The sequence below is a fragment of the Amycolatopsis sp. NPDC000009 genome (genome assembly GCF_055563465.1).
In genome coordinates, this window is the sequence record NZ_JBVHDI010000002.1 from 122878 (window position 1) to 141514 (window position 18637).

Annotated in this window: 19 protein-coding genes; 8 read left to right on the forward strand and 11 right to left on the reverse strand. The window is 67.8% G+C overall.

Annotation, left to right across the window (positions count from 1 at the left end; all coding sequences use genetic code 11):
- Nucleotides 1-13: 13 nt before the first annotated feature.
- Both ACZ3HL_RS06595 and ACZ3HL_RS06600 read right to left on the reverse strand, forming a co-directional pair.
- Entirely contained in the window at nt 14-241 is a 228-nt protein-coding gene (locus ACZ3HL_RS06595) for a hypothetical protein (protein WP_465529280.1), read from the reverse strand.
- Between the two features lie 671 nt (nt 242-912).
- Nucleotides 913-1320, reverse strand: coding sequence for an RNA polymerase-binding protein RbpA (locus tag ACZ3HL_RS06600; protein WP_465529282.1), 408 nt, complete (start codon nt 1318-1320; stop codon nt 913-915).
- A 64-nt stretch (nt 1321-1384) separates the two neighbouring features.
- Between ACZ3HL_RS06600 and ACZ3HL_RS06605 the strand changes: the two genes are divergently transcribed.
- Nucleotides 1385-1852 (forward strand): hypothetical protein, encoded by a 468-nt coding sequence (locus tag ACZ3HL_RS06605; protein ID WP_465529284.1) that lies wholly within the window; start codon nt 1385-1387, stop codon nt 1850-1852.
- A 324-nt stretch (nt 1853-2176) separates the two neighbouring features.
- Here ACZ3HL_RS06605 and ACZ3HL_RS06610 read toward each other — a convergent pair whose 3' ends face one another.
- The 5 genes from ACZ3HL_RS06610 to ACZ3HL_RS06630 all read right to left on the reverse strand — a co-directional run bounded on the left by ACZ3HL_RS06610 (nt 2177) and on the right by ACZ3HL_RS06630 (nt 6830).
- Nucleotides 2177-2686 carry a hypothetical protein gene (locus tag ACZ3HL_RS06610; protein WP_465529286.1) on the reverse strand — a complete coding sequence of 170 codons (510 nt, stop codon included), beginning with the start codon at nt 2684-2686 and terminating at the stop codon, nt 2177-2179.
- A gap of 523 nt (nt 2687-3209) precedes the next feature.
- Nucleotides 3210-4397 (reverse strand): ABC transporter permease, encoded by a 1188-nt coding sequence (locus ACZ3HL_RS06615; protein WP_465529288.1) that lies wholly within the window; start codon nt 4395-4397, stop codon nt 3210-3212.
- Nucleotides 4394-5077, reverse strand: a complete 684-nt coding sequence (locus ACZ3HL_RS06620) for an ABC transporter ATP-binding protein (protein WP_465529290.1) — start codon at nt 5075-5077, stop codon at nt 4394-4396. The genes ACZ3HL_RS06615 and ACZ3HL_RS06620 overlap by 4 nt, the downstream gene beginning before the upstream one ends.
- On the reverse strand, nt 5074-6189 hold the full coding sequence (locus tag ACZ3HL_RS06625) for a peptidoglycan-binding protein (RefSeq protein WP_465529292.1): 1116 nt from the start codon (nt 6187-6189) through the stop codon (nt 5074-5076). The genes ACZ3HL_RS06620 and ACZ3HL_RS06625 overlap by 4 nt, the downstream gene beginning before the upstream one ends.
- A 50-nt stretch (nt 6190-6239) precedes the next feature.
- Entirely contained in the window at nt 6240-6830 is a 591-nt protein-coding gene (locus ACZ3HL_RS06630; protein ID WP_465529294.1) for a hypothetical protein, read from the reverse strand.
- A 99-nt stretch (nt 6831-6929) separates the two neighbouring features.
- Here ACZ3HL_RS06630 and ACZ3HL_RS06635 point away from each other — a divergent pair, with 99 nt between their 5' ends.
- Both ACZ3HL_RS06635 and ACZ3HL_RS06640 read left to right on the forward strand, forming a co-directional pair.
- The gene (locus ACZ3HL_RS06635; RefSeq protein ID WP_465410623.1) at nt 6930-7622 is read left to right on the forward strand and encodes a response regulator transcription factor; all 693 of its coding nucleotides are present in this window, start codon (nt 6930-6932) and stop codon (nt 7620-7622) included.
- On the forward strand, nt 7612-9360 hold the full coding sequence (locus ACZ3HL_RS06640) for a sensor histidine kinase (RefSeq protein ID WP_465529296.1): 1749 nt from the start codon (nt 7612-7614) through the stop codon (nt 9358-9360). The genes ACZ3HL_RS06635 and ACZ3HL_RS06640 overlap by 11 nt, the downstream gene beginning before the upstream one ends.
- Before the next feature lie 46 nt (nt 9361-9406).
- On the opposite strand, the gene ACZ3HL_RS06645 is transcribed toward ACZ3HL_RS06640, so the two are convergent.
- A complete protein-coding gene (locus ACZ3HL_RS06645) occupies nt 9407-9703 on the reverse strand; it encodes a putative quinol monooxygenase (protein ID WP_465529298.1) in 297 nt (98 codons plus the stop codon).
- Between the two features lie 129 nt (nt 9704-9832).
- Between ACZ3HL_RS06645 and ACZ3HL_RS06650 the strand changes: the two genes are divergently transcribed.
- On the forward strand, nt 9833-10411 hold the full coding sequence (locus tag ACZ3HL_RS06650; RefSeq protein WP_465529300.1) for a TetR/AcrR family transcriptional regulator: 579 nt from the start codon (nt 9833-9835) through the stop codon (nt 10409-10411).
- 199 nt (nt 10412-10610) lie between these two features.
- On the opposite strand, the gene ACZ3HL_RS06655 is transcribed toward ACZ3HL_RS06650, so the two are convergent.
- Entirely contained in the window at nt 10611-11861 is a 1251-nt protein-coding gene (locus ACZ3HL_RS06655) for a hypothetical protein (protein ID WP_465529302.1), read from the reverse strand.
- Nucleotides 11858-12442, reverse strand: coding sequence for an RNA polymerase sigma factor (locus tag ACZ3HL_RS06660; RefSeq protein ID WP_465529304.1), 585 nt, complete (start codon nt 12440-12442; stop codon nt 11858-11860). The genes ACZ3HL_RS06655 and ACZ3HL_RS06660 overlap by 4 nt, the downstream gene beginning before the upstream one ends.
- A 70-nt stretch (nt 12443-12512) precedes the next feature.
- On the opposite strand from ACZ3HL_RS06660, the gene ACZ3HL_RS06665 reads away from it, so the two are divergent.
- On the forward strand, nt 12513-13964 hold the full coding sequence (locus ACZ3HL_RS06665; RefSeq protein WP_465529306.1) for a hypothetical protein: 1452 nt from the start codon (nt 12513-12515) through the stop codon (nt 13962-13964).
- 8 nt (nt 13965-13972) lie between these two features.
- Here ACZ3HL_RS06665 and ACZ3HL_RS06670 read toward each other — a convergent pair whose 3' ends face one another.
- Nucleotides 13973-14341: a hypothetical protein gene (locus tag ACZ3HL_RS06670; RefSeq protein WP_465410633.1), complete on the reverse strand. Its 369-nt coding sequence runs from the start codon at nt 14339-14341 to the stop codon at nt 13973-13975.
- Between the two features lie 137 nt (nt 14342-14478).
- On the opposite strand from ACZ3HL_RS06670, the gene ACZ3HL_RS06675 reads away from it, so the two are divergent.
- The 3 genes from ACZ3HL_RS06675 to ACZ3HL_RS06685 all read left to right on the forward strand — a co-directional run bounded on the left by ACZ3HL_RS06675 (nt 14479) and on the right by ACZ3HL_RS06685 (nt 18347).
- The gene (locus tag ACZ3HL_RS06675; RefSeq protein ID WP_465529308.1) at nt 14479-15270 is read left to right on the forward strand and encodes an ArsR/SmtB family transcription factor; all 792 of its coding nucleotides are present in this window, start codon (nt 14479-14481) and stop codon (nt 15268-15270) included.
- 32 nt (nt 15271-15302) lie between these two features.
- Complete coding sequence (locus ACZ3HL_RS06680; RefSeq protein ID WP_465529310.1) at nt 15303-16082, forward strand: DUF3800 domain-containing protein; 780 nt, start codon at nt 15303-15305, stop codon at nt 16080-16082.
- Between the two features lie 105 nt (nt 16083-16187).
- Nucleotides 16188-18347 carry a terpene synthase family protein gene (locus tag ACZ3HL_RS06685; protein ID WP_465529312.1) on the forward strand — a complete coding sequence of 720 codons (2160 nt, stop codon included), beginning with the start codon at nt 16188-16190 and terminating at the stop codon, nt 18345-18347.
- Nucleotides 18348-18637 lie beyond the last annotated feature (290 nt).

Consider the following 18637-nt stretch of genomic DNA (forward strand, 5'->3'; position numbering starts at 1 on the left):
CTTGGAACTGGTTTCACGAGTACTCGGACAGTTCGCGGCGGGTGATCTCGCCCATCTCGACGGTGGCGCCGTTGGACACGATCCGGCCGACGTCCTGGTGGAAGCCGGTCAGGTACGCCATTCGTTCCCGCAACGCGTTCAGCTCGTCGCGGATGGCGTCCTGCTTCGCCAGCGAATCCCAGTACAGGTCCGGCAGGTTCGGATACTGGCGCCGAAGGTCGGTGTAGCGGTCGTCGTTCATTCGTGATCACTCTCTTCCGCATGGGGAGAGTGCATCGGTGGGGTGCGCGTGGGGTGCCCGGACGTTAAAGATCATGCGGACACCTAGCGGTGTGAAGTGGCACTAAAAGGGGCGCTGACCTGGCTGGGTTGGTATCGAGCGGCACGGCCCGACACCACCCGAAACCCACCTTGTATTTCTTGTAAACAGAAGGTCAGGGGTTCGAGCCCGCTTGGCGGCTCAAGATCAACATAGCTCCCGAACTGCTGATTTAACATGGTATATGAGTATTGTTCGCGTTTGATTCGGCCTCATTGGTCTCGGGTTTTGTCTCCGTTTCGCTGCTCCAGAGGAATGCGGGTCGGCGGTCGGTGTCGTTGAGCAGGGTCGGATGGAAGCAGTTGTCCAGGCGGCGAGGACGGCGGCCGTGGGCAGCAGCACGGCTGGAGTGGTTGTCGCTGTCAGCGAACACTTCAAGGGTGCCCAAGGCAGAGGGTGAACTTCCCATCTCGGTCGCGGCACGTGGTCAGGCGCAGGGCCATTCTCGTATCTGCTCTCTCGATACCGCGTTGCTGGCAATCTGCAATGCTCGACCTCCTGGAGGCGACCTGTCGAACTGAGCTACGAGAGGAGGTGATCTGGATTTGGCCTGGCCCACGGGGTCCTCAGATGGTCCGGCTGGGTGAACGCGGTCAACTGTTGTAGCTGAACGAGTACGTCCTGTCTCCTAGGTAAAAGCAACCAGGCCGCGGGCCTCCCTGCCATTCGATCGCCGCAAGCGCTTCGGCGAGCAGCGCCTCCAGTTCGGCTACGGGGCGCCGTTCGTGCAGTTTTGCCAGGTGCGTCCGAGGTGGCTTCGTCTCCCCGTCCCCGGTCGAGTCGTTGGTGGAGGATCGGGCTCGAGCGCAGTCCTCGAGTCCGTGCTGTCGGCAGCTCCAATGCGGCGGAAGGGCCGCCGCATCCGCCGCGAAGCGCACGGCGAACACCTGCCCACGTGAACACTCGAACTGGGCTGCCGCTCGGTCTACGGGGTCATCGTCGCGATCGGACTCCACGCTGGCACGACCCCAGCGGTAGCCGCGCAACACTGCTCGTCGCATCTACTTAGTGCCGATCTGACGATTGCTGTGGCGCGCCTGGGCGAGCCGGTGAAAGGCCGGCCGGGTGGCCTCCGATCTGGCGGTTCGCACCGCGTTCGACCGGTCCGATGTGGTCGGATTCTTCCCCGACGTCCGGGAGTTAGAGTCCTACGCGGACACCTGGGGAATTCGAGTTCGGGACCGGCTGCTGATCGACGCGACCGGTACCGGCGAAGTATCGCTCACTGCTCCGGACACTCCGGAACCGGCCGACGCCACAGCGTCGCTGGGGGCCGCGTGGTCCGGGCTGGGTCTGTCCACGCCGGGCGGCACCACGTTGGCCCGCAAGGTGGAGAAGGAAGGCATCGAACACTGGCAGCAGCTGCCACCGCCGCTAAATCTACAAGGCGCAGGAACTCACTATGGTGTCGGTGTTCCAGGAAACCAAGGCAAGGTATTGTCCGCGTACTTCGGTGGCATGAAGTCTACTGCCGTGGCGAACCGGCGACCCGAAGCACTGCCGGGCCGAGATCGGTTCCATTCCCAAGAGTGATCTTCGCGCGCTCTGTGTCGATTGGACGGACATCGTCTCCGACTCCGACGTTTACAGTCACCACCTCCGCCTGCCGCGCGCCGAAGTCTCCGAAACCAGGACTCACAGTTCTCCCGGATGCAGGAAGCCGGCTGGCGCATGACGTTCTCCGCCTTGGCACCGCCGAAGGGCAAGACCTACATCACGGTATGACTGACCAACGATCCGGCTGTGCTGTTTGGTGCCCCGGCAGTGGCAACAGGCGCGCTCGACGTCACCGCTAAGGCCCCGATAGGGTGCGCGTGAGATCATCGGGGCTTTGTCGTCGATCGAACTTCGCGGCCCTCAACGGAGATCCATGTCCGAGATGGCTTGCCAGAAGGAAACCACCCATTCCTCTAGTCCGACTGGGTTCGTTTCCGCTACCGACGGGGCGTATGTTTCCGGGGGTGTAAGAAGGCGTCGCGTAACCCGCGCGTGACAGATGCCGAAGTAGGGTGGATCGACCGCTTTTTCCGGCATTACCTGGTCGGGGTTTGCGAATAGGAGACCTCCTTCTTGGAGCACGACTCTTCCTGCGGCGGTCCGAACAGCTGGTTCGGCAGTGGCGTCAGCGGCCGCGTCGTTATTCTCGGCGCCTGCGGCCAAGAATTCGACTGTAACTTCGGTTAGATGCGACTGGAATGAGCTATTGAAGGTGATGCCGTTGTCCCCGAACAAACAGACAGCGTTGTCGACGTCGAGTTCGGAGGCAAGGTCGCTTGGATCGTGCTCGCCGACAGGCTGAGCGTTGGCGATGTAGAAAAGACCTGGATAGACCTCGATCGTGTATTGTTGTCGCTTCAGTGTGGCCATGCTCGCAAGCTATCAGAACTCGCACAGTTGGGGAGCGGGCCTGCCGATCCCCAACTCGCTGGCTAGCGATGATCAAATGGAGTTGACGAAGAATCCGTCACCATCGAGAAGGCGTTGGTTCTTGTAGAATATTCCGAGATCAGATCCCGCGGAACGATTTTGGCCTTCGCGAGAGGCCTAGCTGAGTAGCCGACCGATCCGCCGTTGTCGCTGTATGCGGCGCCTTGGTTTTGCACGCTGACGTCGCTCAGCTGCTGTGGAATCATCGCGTGCTTCCGACGCAGGTGAAGGAACGCCTGTGTCACGACTCGGTTCGCGGATCTTGAGTGAAATTGGTTTTCCCAGCAATCGTCGTCGCGTTCTGTCGCCGCCGGTCACACTCGCCGGTCTGGGTCGGACATGGGGAGCCGCCATTGAGTGGGGCGACGCCGCCTTCGATTGGGCTCCGTTTCGTCTCCGTTTTCACGGGCTCTGGTGCACCAGCCGGCACGCAGGGCCCGACGATCAGCAGAGGCATGCGGCACTAGGCGGTGGCCAGTGCCTCGGTCGGGGAGAGCCGGGACGCCCTGATGGCCGGGTAGACACCGGCTGTCACGCCGACGACGACCGCGCCGGCGAGCCCGGCGAGAACGGCGGCCGGTTGCAGGACCACGGGCCAGTTCTGGGAAATCGCGTAGACCACCGTGGCGAGTACGCCGATGACGCAGCCCACCAGCCCACCGAGTCCGGACAGCAGCGCGGACTCGGTGAGGAACTGGCCGCAGATCTGGCCCCGGCTGGCGCCGAGAGCGCGGCGGAGCCCGATCTCCCTTCGCCGTTCCAGCACGGAGATGAACATGGTGTTGGCGACACCGATTCCGCCGACCAGCAGCGCGACCCCGGCGAGCCCGAGGGTGAGCGCGGAGAACGAGCTCTGCGTGGCGCGCTTGGCGGCCAGCGCGTCCGAGGGCCTGCTGACCTGCACCATGCCCGGCAACTGCGGGTACAGCGTCGCCGCCAGTACGGCCCGCACGTCGTCGATCGCGTCTTCGCGAGCCTTGAGATAGACGACGGTGGGGCTGCCGTCGAAGCCGAGCCGGGCCTGCGCGACGGGCCAGCCGACGAGCACCGAACGTTCGAGATCAGGCGAGAGCGGCATCGCGTCCAGGATCCCGATCACGGTGAACCAGTGGCCGCCGACGAGGATCTGGGGCGTCTCGCCGGGTCGCAGATCGTCGATGCCGAGCCGGGTCGCGGCGACCGAGCCGAGGACGACGGCCGGGAAGTTCCGGGTGGCGGAGTCGAGGAACCGGCCCGCCCGCAGCTTGCCGTTGACCATGCCGAGCAGGTCGGGGTGCGCGGCGAGCGCGGTGAGGCCGGAGCCGTTCGGGTCGTCGCGGTCGGAACGGCGCACCACCGCGTGCGTGTTGGCCACGGCGGTGACGCCGGTGACCGGGCCGATCCGGCTCACCATCTCGATGGACTGGCCGGGCAGCTTGATCGGCGGGTCCTGGTCGGGTTGCGGTTCGGCGCGCAGCATGTCGGTGCCCAGCGCGGACAGCTCGTCCATCAACGCCTGGTGACTCGACGCCGGGATCCCGACCACGATGATCAACGTGGCGATCCCGATCGAGATGCCGAGCGCGGAAAGCGCCGCGCGCATCTTTCTGGTGATCAAACCCATGATCCCCAACGACATCAGGTCGGCCGGGGCGATACGCACTCCGCTCATCGCCTGCCCTCCGCGGAATCGGCGACGATCCGTCCGTCGTGGAGTTCGACCCGGCGGGGCAGGCGCGCGGCGATGTCCCGATCATGGGTGATCACCGCGATCGTGGTGCCCGCGGCGTTGAGCCGCGTGAGCAGTTCGAGCACCGCGTTGCCGTTGACGGAGTCCAGCGCACCGGTCGGTTCGTCGGCGAGTACCAGCGAGGGACCGTTGACCAGCGCACGGGCGATGGCGACCCGTTGCCGTTCCCCGCCGGACAATTGGTGCGAACGGTGTCCCGCGCGGTGGCCGAGCCCGACGCGCTCCAGCGCCTCGAGCGCGAGCGGCCTCCGGCGTTTACGCGCGACGCCCGCGTAGAGCAGTCCAGTGGCGACGTTCTCCGCGGCGGTCAGCCCGTCAGTGAGGTGGAACTGCTGGAAGACGAATCCCAGCCGTCGCCCTCGCAGCGTCGACAGCGCACGATCGTCCAAAGTGGACACCTCCGTGCCGTCGATGGTCACCGTGCCGGCCGATGGCCGGTCAAGGGTGCCCATCAGGTTCAGCAGCGTGGACTTCCCCGAACCGGACGGGCCGACGATGCCGACCAGTTCACCGGGCTCGATGGTCACCGAAACGTCGTCCAGCGCGACGACCCCGCCGGGGTAACGCTTGCTCGCGTCGCGCACGTCAAGCACCGCCGTCATGCCGCCACCAGCACCTGCATGCCCTCGGCGACGCCGGGTCCGCTGATCTCGACCTGGCCCATCGCGAACAGCCCGGTCCGCACGGGCACGTATTTCCCTTGCGGGGTCTGCACGGCGTATCCGCCCTCGCGCAAAGCCACCAGCGCGGTGACCGGCACCGCCAGGACCCCGGTACGACTGTCGCTGACGAACTTCACCTGTACACCGGCGGAGTCGAGGTTCGCCACCGCGGCCGGGTCGTCGAGCGTCACCGTGACGGTGATCTTCGGCGGGGCGTTGTCCCCAGGGGACTTTTCGGTCGTCGTCCTGCTGATGTCGCTGACCTTGCCCGGCACCTGCCGGCTGTCCGGCAGGACCACCGTCACCGCCGAGCCCTTCGCGAGCGACCCGACCTCGGTGGCCGCCATCGACACTGTCACCACCTTCGCGGTCGACGTCACAGTCATCAGCTCACCCTCCGCCGCGTCACCCAGCCGGGCGGTGACGCCGCCGACTCGCACGTCGCCGGGCAGCACGGCGACGTCGCCTACGCTGAGCGTCCCGGTCTGTGGCAGGCCGACGTCCTTCTGCCAGCGCTTGACCGCGGCAGACAGTGCGGGTGTCCACTGTGGATCGTCCTTCGCGGACAGTTTGCCGACGGTGTAGCCGAGCGCCTTCAGGTTTTCGGCGACCAGCTTCACGTCGCGGCCACGCGGCGGCGCCGGGATCTCGGCCGGCGGCGGTGGTGGCTGGCCTTCGGCGGGCGGAGGAGGTGGGGGCGGGGCTTGCGGCATTCCGAGCGTGCGGAACAGCGGCAGGTCGCCGTGGAAGATCGGCACCGGCTTGTCGTCGACGCGGTAGAGCGTGGATCCCCTGGTGAGGGTCTCGCCGGAGCCGGGAAGCCAGGTGATCATCCCCGGCTTGGTGCCCTTGACCGGCTGCTCGGCGCCGAAACCGAGGGTACCGGCCGTCGGTTTGGTGTCGGCCAGGTCGGTTTTGACCACGGTAGCGGTCTTGGCCGAAGCCGAGGGCTTCGACGTGGCGGCGGAATCCGCGTCGGAGCGGCCGGTCAGCACGAGCACGGCGATGCCCGCCGCGACCACGACGGCGACGGCCACCAGTCCGACGATCAAGCGGGTACGACTCTTTCCTTTGCCGGACGACGAGTCTGACGCGGCTTCAATCACTTGAACGCCTCCAGCTTGCAGTCCTTCTCGATCTTGTGCACCTGCTCCGTCGGCACGGTGGGATCCCCGGTGAAGGTCCAGCCGTCCTCGGTGACCTTGGTCGGGACGCCGCGCGCCGTCATGCACTTCGTCCACTCATGCATGTCATCGGCGTAGTGCGGGTTCTTGTTCTTGTCCATCTCCGGCGGCGCCAGCGGCAGTTTGATCTCGCACTTGTCGAAGGCCTGCGGGTACTTGCTCGAGTCGAGGTCCGACGGCAACGCCTTGGTCCGGCCACCAGGGCCGCCCATGACCGGGTTGTCGATGATCGGGACCCCGTTGTCGCCAAGGCAGGTGAAGTAGCTGTCCCACATCCGGCTCTCCTCCTCGTCGGAGGTGTCCAGGCGCCGTTGCGGACGGCCTGCCTCGTCTGCGGCTCCCGGGGCCGGTTTGGCCGATCCGCTCGGCGCGGCGCCGGTGTTCACCGACGCCACCTCCTGACTGCCGGGTGCGGCGTCGCCGCCGCTTCCGCAGGCGCTCAGTGCGAACGCACCGGCCAGCGCGGCGAGGGCGAACAGGCGGCGGGTACGTGGCGTGGAGTTCGTCATGCCCACACTTTCGCGGGCGGATGTGAGCGTCTTGTGATGGCGGCGTGTGCGGCTGTCGCGGAACGGGCTTGGCGGGGACCGTCCACGTAGGATCGCGGAATGTGTGCCAACGTGGTGGTCGCCGAGGACGACCGCAAGCAGGCCGACATCGTGCGCCTCTATCTCGAGCGCGAGGGCCACGAGGTGACGGTCGTGCACGACGGGCGGGCCGCGCTGGACGCCGTCCGCGGCGCACCGCGCGATCTGCTCGTGCTGGACGTGATGATGCCCAAAGTGGACGGTCTCGACGTGACCAGGATCCTGCGCAGGGAATCCGACCTCCCGGTGCTGATGCTGACCGCGCGCAGCACCGAGGACGATCTGCTGCTCGGGTTGGACCTCGGCGCGGACGACTACCTGACCAAGCCGTACAGTCCGCGCGAGCTGATGGCGCGGGTGCGCACGCTGCTGCGGCGGGCGGGTAACGCCGAGAACGCCGCCGGAGTGCACCGGGTCGGCGCGCTGGCCGTCGATCCGGCGCGTCATCTCGTCCAGCTCGACGGCGCCGCCGTGGAACTGACGAGGGGCGAGTTCCAGATCTTGGAGAAGCTCGCCGCGACACCGGAGCGGGTGTTCACCCGCGCACAGTTGCTCACCCACCTGCACGGGACGGACGAGTTCATCACCGAGCGGACGGTGGACGCGCATATGAAGAACCTGCGCCGCAAGCTCGAACGCGACCCGCGACGGCCCGCCTACCTGGTCACCGTGTTCGGGGTCGGCTACAAGCTGGTCGACGGCAGTGGCAGGTAGCCTTCCGTTTCGCAAGAGCCTGCTCGTCCGTCTGGTCGCGGGCGCGGTGCTGGTGGCCGCGGTCGCCATCGCGGCGACCGCTTTCCTTGCCGCGACGGCGACATCGCGGCAGATCCGGCAGGAGCAAGGGCAGACGGCGGCGGCCGACGCGGAGATCTACGACGCATTGCTCGGCTACGCGGCCACACACGCGTCCTGGGCGGACGTCGGCCCGGTCGCGGATGCGGTGGCGCGACGCACCGGCCGCCGGATCGCACTATCCACTGTGGACGGTTCGGTGAGCTACGAATCCTCGCCGGGTTCCACGCTCTCCCGGCCGGAGCTCATCGACCCGCTCAACGCGACCACCGAGGGCGCGCGCGACGGTATCGACCCCCGTGCGTCCGGCCCGTTCACCCTGCCACCGGACGAACGAACGCGGTTGCGCCGCATCGCCGACGAGCAGGTCGCCTGCCTCACTGGGTACAACACCTCCGCCCACATCCAGGTGAGCCCGACCGGACGGCCGAACGTGATCGTCGACGGCGTCCCCGGGACGGTACGCTGCCCACTCGCCGACCTCACCACGCCGACCGCGACCGAACGGCGTGCGCTGGGCGAACTCACCGCACTGGTCAACGCTTGCCTTGCCCGGCAAAGAATCGCGCCGGTCCAAGTCACTCTCGACTACAGCTGGACGAGCGATTCCCCGGTCGTCGTCAGCGGCATGCAGGAGCAGTTCGACACGTGCATCGGCTCGGCGCGGAAGGAACAGCTGCGACGCTACACCGCGCCGCCCGCACTGCTCACGCTCGGCCAACCCGCGGGCACCGAGCCGTCCACCGCGTTCGAATTCTCGCTGGGCCGCACGACCGGGATCGCCGCGCTGGTGCTGGCGTTCACCGTCGGCGTGAGCATCCTCGGCGCCACCCGGCTGGTCCGCCCGCTGCACGCCCTCACCGGCGCCGCACAACGAATGCGTGACGGCGACCTCTCGGCCAGGGCCGAGGTCAGGCCGGGCGGCGAGCTGGGCCAGCTGACCGACGCCTTCAACGAAATGGCAAGCCAGCGGGCATGGCTCGAACGCCAGCGCGGGGAACTGGTCAGCGACGTCGCCCACGAACTGCGCAACCCGCTGGCCAACATCCGCAACCTCCTGGAAGCCGCGCAGGACGGCGTGGTCGAACTCGACCCGGACCTGGTGTCGTCGCTGCTGGAAGAGGCACTGCTGCTGCAGCACGTCATCGACGATCTGCGCGACCTCTCCGCCGCCGAGGCCGGCGAACTGCGGCTGCATCCGGAACCAGTCGACCTGCGTGATTCGCTCGGCCAAGTCGTCGCCATGCATCAGACGTCAGCGGAACGCGCCGGGATAGGGATCGAGTCGCATGTGGACGGTGACCTGGTACTGACCGCTGACCCGGTACGGCTGCGCCAGGTGCTGGCCAACCTGGTGTCCAACGCGGTCCGGCACACGACGGCCGGTGGCACGGTCACCATTCGCGCGAGCCAGCACGGCGACGTCATCACGATCGCGGTGTCCGACACCGGTCCCGGTATCGCGGCCGAAGACCTGCCTCACGTGTTCGAGCGCTTCTGGCGTGCGGAGAAGTCGCGCAGCCGCCAGACCGGTGGCAGCGGTCTGGGTCTCGCGATCGTCCGCGATCTGGTGGCGGCGCACTACGGCACGGTGACCGTCACCAGTCCGTCCGGCGAGGGCGCGACGTTCACCATCCGCCTTCCGGTCATGATGTCGTGAGTGGCCATTGCGTGGCTCCCCAACTGAAGTTGGCTCGGGGCCGGATTCAGTCGATGGCGCGCAGTACCGCGGTCTTCGGGGGCTCACGCAGCACCTTGATCGCCTCGTTCATCCCGCTCTCGGCGGCGTCTTTCATGTGGGCGTGAAAAGCGTCCACGCTCTCCCACGCCTGGACGGCGTAGAACGCGCCCGGGTCGTCGAGGTCCTCGTACTCCGTGGAGCTGATGAGGCCCGGCTTCTCGGAGGTCTGGATCGCGTGAAGCAGCGAATCCCGGGCCTGCTGTTCCTGGCCGTCGTTCGCGTGGATCTCGATGAGGACGGTCACGGCGTCCTGGCTGCTCATGGCTCTCCTGCTGAGGCATGTCGGTGGGCCGGCAGGCGCTGTCGACGATAAGAAGTGCCTGCACATCTTATCGTGGACGATACGCCGCCGTCATAAGATGCGCAAACACATCTTGTAGGAGGTTGACGGATGCGGCGCAGACGAGGCAAGGACCTGGAAGAGGCCCTGCTCGATGCCGCCTGGGCCGAGCTGGCCGAGCGCGGATATGCGGCCTTCACGCTGGAGGCGGTCGCCAAACGTGCCGGTACGAGCACGCCGGTGATCTATCGCCGCTGGGCCAACAAGGCACTGATGGTCGAGGCGGCCCTCGCGCACGAGAGCTCCACGCGTGTCGTCGACGTCCCGGACACCGGTACGTTGCGCGGCGACCTGATCGCGATGATGCGGGCGGCCAACCGTTCGCGAATCGATCTGCTCGTCGTCACCGCGGTGCGGCTGGACGGCTACTTCGCCGAGCGAGGGTCGAGCCCCGAACTGCTGCGCGCGCACGTCCTGGCAGGCCGGAGTTCGGCGGCTGAGACCATCGTCGCGCGAGCGGTCGATCGCGGCGAGATCGAGGCCTCCATGCTGAAGCCGCATCTGATCTCGCTGCCCTTCGACCTGTTTCGGCACGAGGTGCTGATGACTCTGAAACCCTTGTCCGACAAGGCCATCGAGCGGATCGTCGACGACATCACGATACCCCTTCTGGTGCGGCGGGCACGGTGAGCCGTTGGGGTGCGAGGCCAACCGGGCTCATGAGCTCGTAGCCAAGGGGCTTCCCCTCAGGTAGTTCCGGGGTGAGCCCGCCTGCACCGATCGCGCAGGCCGAGCTTGGTGAGCACCTCGCTGACGACCATCGCCTCGGCGATCTCCGCGTCAAAACGCTTGAGCGGTCGGGAACAGGTGAACTCGAAGCGCGACCCGGTTACAGAGTCCCGTCGAACACGACAGTGCCGTCGGCATCACGCGCTCGAATGTGAACCCCTTGCGGGAACGGATCGTTCACCTCTTTCGGGACGAAGACCACGAAGGTCCCGTCGACCACATCGGACGTCGAGGTCGGTCCCGCGCCGAAGTCGCAGGTCACCGTCACCGCCGTGGCCGGCAGCCGCGTCCCGGCGAACGGCGTCCGGGCGTTGCCCCGTTCGCCACCATCCTCCACTCCGCCCAGGGGCTGCATCGGGATCATCCGGGGCTGCTCCGGCGGGAGCTCGAAATGGTCTTGGTAGACACGCATCTTCATCCGGCCGGGACGCCGCGGGTCCGGAATGGTCGTGCACGCCAGACTCCGGTCGCCCAACCGGCCGAGAACGACCTGGTAGCCGTCCTTGGCCAGCAGCGCGCCCGGCCGGTAGCCCGCCGCGTCGGAGACGGCGTCCGCCGCGCCGGACAGGCAATCGCCCAGCGCTCGACCCGCGGGCGAGGTCCGGTCGGCCGGGGCGATCGGGCGATCGACGGCCGAAAGCAGCGGCGCCGGAGCCGGCGGCAGGCTCGTGGTCGTCGCTCCGACGGGCTCGTAGACGGACAGCCGCGTTTTCGCGGGAGCGGTCCAGGTGAACGAAACGAACTGATGGGTCAGAGGCGAAGCTTCCACGGCGTCCCCGCCGCCGGAATCCTCGGCCCGGAATTCGAGACCCGCACCCGGCCACGCCGGATCGAGCACCCCGCCGATCAGCCCGCTCGCGCTCTGCAGGAGCAGCCCGGTGCGGGTGCCCGGCGCATAGGCGGGGGCGGCGTTCGGGTCGGACAAGGTCACGGTGGTCGGCGTCGTCTCGCAGAACATCGGCTTGCCCGACGCCGTCGCGGCGACGACCGAAACGTCCAGCATGACGTCCGTGAAGTGGGGAACCCATTCCTCGCGCGGGGCCACTCGGTCCGTCTTGCCCGCGGCCCGCACCGCGGCCCAGCAGCGGTCGAGCGACGACGTCGCCAGCCCGATGTCCAGGTTGAGCCCGCCGGCGGCCGGCTCGGGGCCGGGATCCGTGCCCTGCTGGCGAAGTGACTGCGTCGCGGCGGCGACACCGGATGCGACGAGGACGACCGCCGCCGCGGCGGCGTACCAGACGCGTGCCGTCCGCCGCGGCTTCGCGATCCCCTCGCGGACGGCCGACCGCATCCGGGCGCGGACGTCGTCCGGCATCGCACGGCGAGGCGGGTACCCGGGTTCGCCGCTCATTTCTCCTCCAGCAACGTACGCAGCCGGGCTCGTCCCCGGGAAAGATGGGCGCGGACGGTGACCTCGGCGATGCCGAGCAACTCCGCGGCGTCAGCGATGCTCACCTCGGCGGCCAGGCAGAGTTCGACGACTTCGCGCTGCGATTTCGGCAGCGACCGGACGGCATCGGCGACTCGTCCCAGCCGGCGCTGGCCGTCGATCTTCTCGGCCACCGAATCGGCATGGTCGGAGACGGCGGGCTGGGCGGGGATCCTCCCGAGCAGCCGCAGCCGGCGACGGGCACCGCGGTGCTCGTCACGGGCGACATTGGCCGCGACCGTGTAGAGCCACGGCAGGGCACTGTCCCGCACCAGGGTCACCTCGGCCCGCCGCCGCCAGGCGATGAGGAACGTCGTGGACGCCAGGTCCTCGGCGCTGCTCCACGAACCGGTCAGGCGGTACGTGTAGTTCCACAGAGCCTCGGCGTGCCGCTCGAACAGTGCACTGAACGCCCCCTCGTCGCCGTCGGCCGCGCGGGCCCACAGTTCCCGGTCACCGGTCTTTTCCACCGGTACCCCCGCCCCGATCGCAAGACTGCTCACACCCTGGTTGTGGCCGGCACCGGCCGGACGTTGCGCGCAACTTTCCGGGGCGTGGAAGCCATGTCAGGCCATGATCATGGAACAGGTCCGGACGACGGACAACCAGGCGACGTCCTGGCGGATGCCCCTGTCCGTGGCGGTGCTCTCGGCGGTGGTCTTCCTGCTCGCCCGCCCGCATTTGATCGACGACACGTTCATCACGCTGGCGTACGCGCGCAACGTCGCCTTCCACGGCCACTGGGGCCTGCTCGCCGACGCGACGTCGAATACCGCGACGTCGCCGGCGAACGTGCTCATCCTGGCGGCCTTGACCATCTTCGTCCGCGACGCCGTCTTCGCCGCCGGAGTGCTGTTCGTGCTGTGCCAGGTCCTTCTCGCCCTGGGGTTGCGGAGGCTCGGCGCGGCGTCCGGGTTGCCGCCCCGGTTCCCCGCCCTGACCCTCGCCGCGCTGACCGCGAACCCGCTTCTGCTCTCGTCGATCGGGCTCGAGGTCGCCCTCGGCGCGGCGGTCCTGGGCTGGCTCACCGTGTTCGCCGTCGAAAAGAATCCCTTCGCCTTCGGCCTGACAGCCGGCCTGCTCATCCTGGTCCGACTGGACCTGATCGTGTTCGCGGTGGTGCTCTTCGTCTTCCTCCGTCCCGGCACGGGACGCGCCTTGCTCGGCGCCGGGCTGATCACGCTGCCTTGGTTCGGTTTCAGCTGGGTGGTGCTCGGCGCGGCCGTGCCGGACACCGTGGTGATCAAGACTCTCCAAGGCGCGCAGCACGCTTGGGGCGATTGGAACTTCGGCAACGGCCCGCTGTTCTACGCGCGGACTTCGCCGGTGATGGCCGCGCTGGCGTTCCTTCCCGCCGTCCTCGCCGTTATCGCCGTGGCGACACTGGTCGTCCGGCAGCGCAGGATCCGTGCCGGGCTGCGGCCGTTCGTACTGCTCGCCCTCGGCGGCCTGCTTTACCACCTCGGTTACGTGGTGCTGGCGGTTCCGCCCTACCACTGGTACTACGGCCCCGGCCTCGTCGCGGCGACCGTTTTCGTCTGTGCCGTGGCGGTTTCCCGCCGGATCACGGCCGGCGCGGTGCTCGCGCTGATCGTCGCCGGTCTGATCGCGTACGCGGCCGCCGGACTTCCCCGCACGTACGCGCCGTTCACGTCGAACTACACGTCGAGCGCGCAGTACGCCCGTATCGGAGCGGAACTGGGCACGCTCGCCGAAGGCCGGATCGTCGGCAGCGCGGGCGAAATCGGCGTGCTCGCCTACAGTTGCGGCTGCCCGGTCGTCGACGTCTTCTCCGACCGTGGCCTGCTGCCCGCCGCGATCGAGGCGCGCGGCGAGGAGAACCGCTGGATCCGCGCGATGCTCCGCGTGAACTACGCCTTCTTCGACTTCGACGTCCGGCCACGCCGTCCCGAACTCGTGCTGCGCCGGCTGCCGGCCCCGCCGCCGGACGCGCTCGCGCACTGGACGCTCGACGCGCCGACTCTCGGCGAACAGGAGCTGTACTTGGTGCCGAACAAGGAGTGAAGCCCGAATCAGGCGTTCAGGGTCGCCGCTTCCCGCGCCGGGCGGATCCGGCTCAGCTGCAGGAGGCTGAAGCCGAACAACAGGACACCGAGCGGAACGTGGACCGCGGTGACGTGCGCTATCCCGAGGAACACCTGTACCAGCGTGAGCCCGAGGAACACGGCCGCCGGCAGGATCGGCTTGGGGGAGCCACCGCCAGGGCGCCACACGAGGATCGCGGTGAGCACGTGAAGCATCGCGACGACGAACAGTGTGTAGGCCGTGGCGCTGTGCAGCGCCTGACCGCTCGGCACGGTCAGCAGGAGACCGGCGGAGACCGGGGTGAGGAAGACGGCCAGGGTCTGCACGGCGATCGCGACACGCAACGGGGTCGGCATGGGGGAACTCCTTCGGGGTGGGAAGCGTCACCATGTCGACGAGGGAGCCGCCGGAAACGTGACAGGGCTTGACAGGCAGCCGTGTGGCTGCCTAATCTGCAAAGGCAGCCAAGAGGCTGCATATCAGGGAGAGCGGTATGGACGAGGTCTTCAAGGCATTGGCGGACCCCAGTCGTCGCCGGTTGCTCGACGACCTGAACGCCCGCAACGGGCAGACCCTGCGCGAGCTGTGCGCCGGGCTGGACATGGCGAGGCAGTCGGTCAGCAAGCATCTGGGCGTCCTGGAGGCGGCCAACCTGGTGACCACGGTGCGTCGTGGCCGCGAGAAGTTGCACTACGTGAACGCGGAGCCGATCAACGCGATCGCCGAGCGCTGGATCGACCGCTACCACCAGGGCCGCGTCGACGCGCTCGCCGACCTCAAGAAGGCATTGGAGCAGGAACCCATGAGCACCGACGAATTCGTGTACACCAGCTACATCAGGACGACGCCGGAGCGGCTTTGGCGGGCGCTCACCGATCCGGTCTTCACCAGGCAGTACTGGGGTTGTGAGTTCACTTCGGACTGGAAGCCCGGGTCGGCGATGGCCTGGGAGCAGCTCGGCGTGAAGCTGGAAGATCCCGAACAGGTCATCCTCGAATCCGACCCGTACCGGCGGCTGTCCTACACATGGCACACGTTCACGCCGGAATTCGCCAAGTCGGTCGGCCTCGACGACGACGTAGCGGCGAAGCTCCAGGCCGAATCGCGGTCGAAGGTCACCTTCGATCTCGAACCCGCAGGCGACATGGTGAAACTGACCGTGGTGCACGACGGTTTCGACCAGGGCAGCACCGCGCTGGAGATGGTCAAGGGCGGCTGGCCGTCCATCCTGTCGAGCCTCAAGACGCTGCTCGAAACCGGTGAGCCGCTGCCCGAACCCGCGTAACCCGGTCGCCTTCGCCAGGGGAATCGGGCACGATGCGCGGCGTGCCCCTGGAGATCGCCTGCGACGAGTCCGGGTCCGAGGGCGAGAAACTGATCGGCGGGGAGACCGACGTGTTCGCGCACGCGGGGGTCCGGCTGAGTCTCGACGAGGCCGCCGCCTGCCTGGCCGAACTGCGGCGAAGGATCCGTTCGCCGGCGGTCGAGTACAAGGCGAACCATCTGCTCCGCACGAAGCACCGGCGGGTCCTGGAATGGTTCCTCGGGCCGCGCGGCCCGGTCCACGGGCGAGCCCACGTGTACCTCGTGGACAAGAAGCGGCTGCTGGCGAACCGGCTCCGCGCGCTCGCCGGTCCGGAGATCCGGCCGGACGACGCACTCCTCGCCGCGTTCAACGACGTGCTGCGGACCAGGAACCGCCGGGATCCGGCGGCGGGATCGTTCTTCGCGATGGCCGGGGACACCGCGGAATCGAGGGCGAAGGTCGCCGCGGCACGTGACGCCGAAGTCCTCGATCCGCTGGTGCCCGCGATCCTCCGCGCCGTCGAGCGCTGGAGCGAGGGCGGGGAACAGGTCTTCCTCGTCCACGACGAACAACCGTCGCTCAAAGGGGACCGGCTCGCCCGGATCGAGTCCACTCCGGGATTGGCCGGGGTGGAGTTCGTGGATTCACGGACGGATCCGCGGGTGCAGGCCGCCGATTTCCTGGCCGGTGTCGCCCGCCGGATCGCCGAGGACGAATTGAACGGGAACGGCGACGAGATATTGACCGGATTGCTCGCGCCCTATGTCGATCCGGCGTCCCTCTGGTCCTGATTCACTCCATGGCACACCGAATCGCTCGGCTGGACGGTTGCCCCGCGCGGCGGCGGGCTGGAAACGTCGGAACGGATCCGACGCCGGCCCGGGAGGCACTCGCAGATGCAGGCTTTCACCTTGCCCGAGTTCTACGTGCCGCATCCGGCCAGGATGAATCCGCACCTCGAAGCGGCGCGGACGCACAGTATGGCCTGGGCGAGGCGAATGGGGATGCTCGATTCACCGTCGCCGTCCGGTGACGTCGTCTGGACCGAGCAGGCACTGGCGAAAATGGATTACGCGCTGCTCTGCGCGCACACCCATCCGGACTGTGACGGGCCGTCCCTCGATCTGGTCACGGACTGGTACGTGTGGGTGTTCTTCTTCGACGACGATTTTCTCGCGCAATTCAAGTACACCCGGGACACCGAGGGCGCGAAGGCTTATCTGGACCGTCTGGAACTGTTCATGACCGGGCCGGGGGAAACGTCACCGGAGCCGGGGAATCCCGCCGAAGCGGGGCTGAAGGACCTTTGGGCGCGCACCATTCCCTCGATGTCGGAGGCCTGGCGGCGGCGTTTCGTCACCAGTACGCACAACCTGATGGTCGAATCGCTCTGGGAACTGGACAACATCGACCGGGGCCGGATCGCGAATCCCATCGAATACGTCCAGATGCGACGCCGGGTCGGTGGTGCGCCGTGGTCGGCGAACCTCATCGAGTACGCCGTCGGCGCCGAAGTTCCGGCCGGGATCGCGGCGACCAGGCCGATGGAGGTCCTGCGCGACACGTTCGCCGACGCCGTCCACCTTCGCAACGATCTCTTTTCCTACCAACGCGAAGTGCGCGAAGAGGGGGAGAATTCCAACGCGGTGCTCGTCTTCGAGAAGTTCCTCGATCTCCCGACGCAGGAAGCGGCCGAACTCACCAACGACCTGCTGACCTCGCGGCTGCAGCAGTTCGAGAACACCGCGCTCGTCGAGGTGCCCGCGCTGCTGGCCGAACGCGACGTCTCGCTGGCCGAGCAGATCGCGGTCGGCCTTTACGTCAAAGGCCTGCAGGACTGGCAGTCCGGCGGGCACGAATGGCACGTGCGGTCGAGCCGGTACATGAACGAGGGCGCGGCCTCCGGAGCCCATGGGCCGGGCCTCGTCCAGCGGGTGCGGCAGCAGGCGTCCCCGCCGTTCGCGCGGTCCGGGCAGCTGCCCCTGCCGGAATTCCGCATGCCGTACCCCGTGCGCACCAGCCCGCACCTCGCCGCCGCCCGCGAGTACGGGCCGGGCTGGGCGCGCGAGATGGGGATGCTCGACGAGGGGATCTGGGACGAGCGCCGGTATCTCGGCATCGACCTGGCGCATTGCGCCGCGATGATCGACGCGGACGCGGACTTCGAACGGCTGAAGCTGTCGACCGACTGGCTCACCTGGGGTACCTACGGCGACGACTACTTCCCGGTGGTCTTCGGTGTGGGACGGGACCCGATCGCCGCGAAACTGTGCAGTGACCGGCTTTCCCTGTTCATGCCGCTCGACGGCGGCCCGGTGCCGAAGCCGTCGAACCCGGTCGAGCGAGGCCTCGCGAACCTGTGGGACCGCACCGCCGGACCGCTGACCCCGTTCGGGCGGGCGGGATTCCGGCGGGCGGTCGAGAGTATGACCGCGAGCTGGGTGTGGGAGGTGGGGAACCAGGCGCAGAACCGGGTCCCGGACCCGGTCGACTACGTGGAGATGCGGCGGCGGACGTTCGGATCCGACCTGACGAAGAGCCTCGCGCTCCTCGAACTCGGCGATGTCCTGCCGCCGGAACTCTTCCAGAACCGAGTGCTGTCCGAACTCGACACCGCGGCGCAGGACTACGCGGCGTTCGCCAACGACCTGTTCTCGTACCAGAAGGAGATCGAGTACGAGGGCGAGGTGCACAACCTCGTGTACGTCGTCGAACGGTTCCTGGAGGTGGACCGGATCGAGGCCCGCGACATCGCCGCCCGGCTGATGAACGCGCGGCTGGAGCAGTTCGAGCAGCTCGACGGCGAGGGCCTGCCGCGGATGTGCGACGACCTCGGGCTCGGCGACGACGTCCGCGCGGCGCTGACCGGGTACGCGGACCACCTCAAGGACTGGATGGCCGGAATCCTGGAATGGCACCGGAAATGCGTGCGGTACCGGCCGGAGGAACTGGAGCGGGCCCGCACCCCCGAGCCGGCGTCGTTCTCGTCGTCGTTCTCGCGCGTGCCGAGTGGGATCGGGATGTCGGCCTGGCGGATCGGGAGTGGGGCGCGCTGATCGCTCTCGGCTGGCGGGGTGTGTTGCGAAAGTGGCTTTCGCAACGTTGGGGGTTGTGAAAGTGGCTTTCGCAACGTTGGGCCTGGTGTGGGTTGTCCCGCTGTTGCCTCGGGGCGTGTCGCGGAAGTGGCTTTCGTGACGTCTGGTGTCTCGAAAGTGGCTTTCGCGACGGGCGGGTTGGTGGGTGCGTTGCGAAAGCCACTTTCGCAACGTTGAGGGTTGCGAAAGCCACTTTCGCAACATCGAGCCCGGCGTGGGCCGCCCCGTCGCTGCCCGCGACCAGCACCAGC

What these genes read in the sequence shown, in the direction of transcription:
- ACZ3HL_RS06595 (WP_465529280.1), bottom strand. Translation starts at nt 241, where the DNA reads ATGAACGACGACCGCTACACCGACCTTCGGCGCCAGTATCCGAACCTG.
- ACZ3HL_RS06600 (WP_465529282.1), bottom strand. Translation starts at nt 1,320, where the DNA reads ATGCGACGAGCAGTGTTGCGCGGCTACCGCTGGGGTCGTGCCAGCGTG.
- ACZ3HL_RS06610 (WP_465529286.1), bottom strand. Translation starts at nt 2,686, where the DNA reads ATGGCCACACTGAAGCGACAACAATACACGATCGAGGTCTATCCAGGT.
- ACZ3HL_RS06615 (WP_465529288.1), bottom strand. Translation starts at nt 4,397, where the DNA reads ATGAGCGGAGTGCGTATCGCCCCGGCCGACCTGATGTCGTTGGGGATC.
- ACZ3HL_RS06620 (WP_465529290.1), bottom strand. Translation starts at nt 5,077, where the DNA reads ATGACGGCGGTGCTTGACGTGCGCGACGCGAGCAAGCGTTACCCCGGC.
- ACZ3HL_RS06630 (WP_465529294.1), bottom strand. Translation starts at nt 6,830, where the DNA reads ATGACGAACTCCACGCCACGTACCCGCCGCCTGTTCGCCCTCGCCGCG.
- ACZ3HL_RS06635 (WP_465410623.1), top strand. Translation starts at nt 6,930, where the DNA reads ATGTGTGCCAACGTGGTGGTCGCCGAGGACGACCGCAAGCAGGCCGAC.
- ACZ3HL_RS06645 (WP_465529298.1), bottom strand. Translation starts at nt 9,703, where the DNA reads ATGAGCAGCCAGGACGCCGTGACCGTCCTCATCGAGATCCACGCGAAC.
- ACZ3HL_RS06650 (WP_465529300.1), top strand. Translation starts at nt 9,833, where the DNA reads ATGCGGCGCAGACGAGGCAAGGACCTGGAAGAGGCCCTGCTCGATGCC.
- ACZ3HL_RS06655 (WP_465529302.1), bottom strand. Translation starts at nt 11,861, where the DNA reads ATGAGCGGCGAACCCGGGTACCCGCCTCGCCGTGCGATGCCGGACGAC.
- ACZ3HL_RS06665 (WP_465529306.1), top strand. Translation starts at nt 12,513, where the DNA reads ATGATCATGGAACAGGTCCGGACGACGGACAACCAGGCGACGTCCTGG.
- ACZ3HL_RS06670 (WP_465410633.1), bottom strand. Translation starts at nt 14,341, where the DNA reads ATGCCGACCCCGTTGCGTGTCGCGATCGCCGTGCAGACCCTGGCCGTC.
- ACZ3HL_RS06675 (WP_465529308.1), top strand. Translation starts at nt 14,479, where the DNA reads ATGGACGAGGTCTTCAAGGCATTGGCGGACCCCAGTCGTCGCCGGTTG.
- ACZ3HL_RS06680 (WP_465529310.1), top strand. Translation starts at nt 15,303, where the DNA reads ATGCGCGGCGTGCCCCTGGAGATCGCCTGCGACGAGTCCGGGTCCGAG.
- ACZ3HL_RS06685 (WP_465529312.1), top strand. Translation starts at nt 16,188, where the DNA reads ATGCAGGCTTTCACCTTGCCCGAGTTCTACGTGCCGCATCCGGCCAGG.